This window comes from Bradyrhizobium altum (assembly GCF_020889705.1).
Lineage (GTDB): Bacteria > Pseudomonadota > Alphaproteobacteria > Rhizobiales > Xanthobacteraceae > Bradyrhizobium > Bradyrhizobium altum.
Map to the genome: position 1 here is coordinate 1 of NZ_JACMYP010000559.1, position 1,166 is coordinate 1,166.

A 1,166-nucleotide genomic window follows, 5' to 3' on the forward strand; every position below is an offset into this window, starting at 1 on the left:
CCTCGCGCGCCGCCAGCATCGCATGCGCCGTGCCGAGCCGCTCGCGCTGCACGAAGGTCTGCGCGTCGGGCCGCACCCGGCGCGCCTCGGAGGCAACCGCCTCATGGTCGGGACCGATCACGACCGCGAGCTGCGATCCCTCGCCGGCGGCTGCGGCATCGAGCACATGCGCCAGCAGCGACTGCCCGGCCACCGGGTGCAGCACCTTCGGCAGCGACGAGCGCATCCGCGTGCCCTCACCGGCCGCAAGCACCACTGTCAGGCTCGATCGCGCAGTCATTCAGCATCCTCGACGGTTCGCGCAGTCAGCTGCGCAACGCTTTCTTTGAGGCCGTCTTTAATTGTTTTCCCCGGCAGAAGAAACCGATTCGCCTCCGTGGCCCCTCAGATTCAAGTTCCCGGACCATTTCCTGTTAATCTTTGCCTTGTGATTCGGCGGGCCTTGAGGAGGGCCAAGCGGGCTTTGGCCAAAGATCCCGACAATCTGGCGGCGGATTTCGACGCCGAGAGCACCACCGGCTTTTTGGCCGAGGAGGATGCTCTCGATCGCCGCATGCTGTGGCGGCTCGGCTCGTGGGGCGTGGCCGCGGTCGGCGCCGTCGCCATCGCCGTGATGGCCAACCAGTCGGCGCTGACGCTGCGGCGCGACCAGGTCGCCGCATCGGATATCGCGCGCCAGGCCCAGCAGCTGCAGACGCTGGCGAAGGAGAGCCACAACGAGACGCGCCGGCTGGCATCGGCGATCGATACGCTCAACGGCGACCGCGACCGGCTCTATTCGCGCGTCACCACGCTGGAACAGGGTCTCGACTCCGTGACCGGCACGATCGCGAAACAGCCGGTAGCGGCCGTGCCGGCACCACCGCCAGCTCCGGCAGCGGCGCCTGCTACGCCGCCCGCATCAGCCAATTCGGCGCCGGCAGTGGCGGCACCAGCCGTTGCTGCCGTCGCAACGACGCCGCCTGCCGCATTGGACAAGCCGGCCGCGACCGACAAGGTGGTGGCATCCATCGACAGCAAGGCGCCGACGCCGACCGAGAAGCCAATTGCTGCGGCCGAGAAGCCCATGGCGGCCGACAAGAAGCCGACGGCGGCCGCGAGCAGGCCGCCGGTTGCCGCGGAGAAGCCGTCGGCCCCCGAGAGCTCGCCGCCGGTTTCTGCCACCG

At 69.1% G+C, this 1,166-nt stretch carries 1 protein-coding gene and 1 pseudogene; one reads left to right on the plus strand and one right to left on the minus strand.

What is annotated here, in order from left to right; translation table 11 throughout:
- On the minus strand, positions 1–280 hold a 280-nt coding region (locus H8B02_RS47365), incomplete at its 3' end, for an NTP transferase domain-containing protein (protein WP_229172526.1).
- A gap of 183 nt (positions 281–463) precedes the next feature.
- On the opposite strand from H8B02_RS47365, the pseudogene H8B02_RS47370 reads away from it, so the two are divergent.
- A pseudogene (locus tag H8B02_RS47370) lies at positions 464–1,166 on the plus strand (hypothetical protein); the annotation flags it as partial.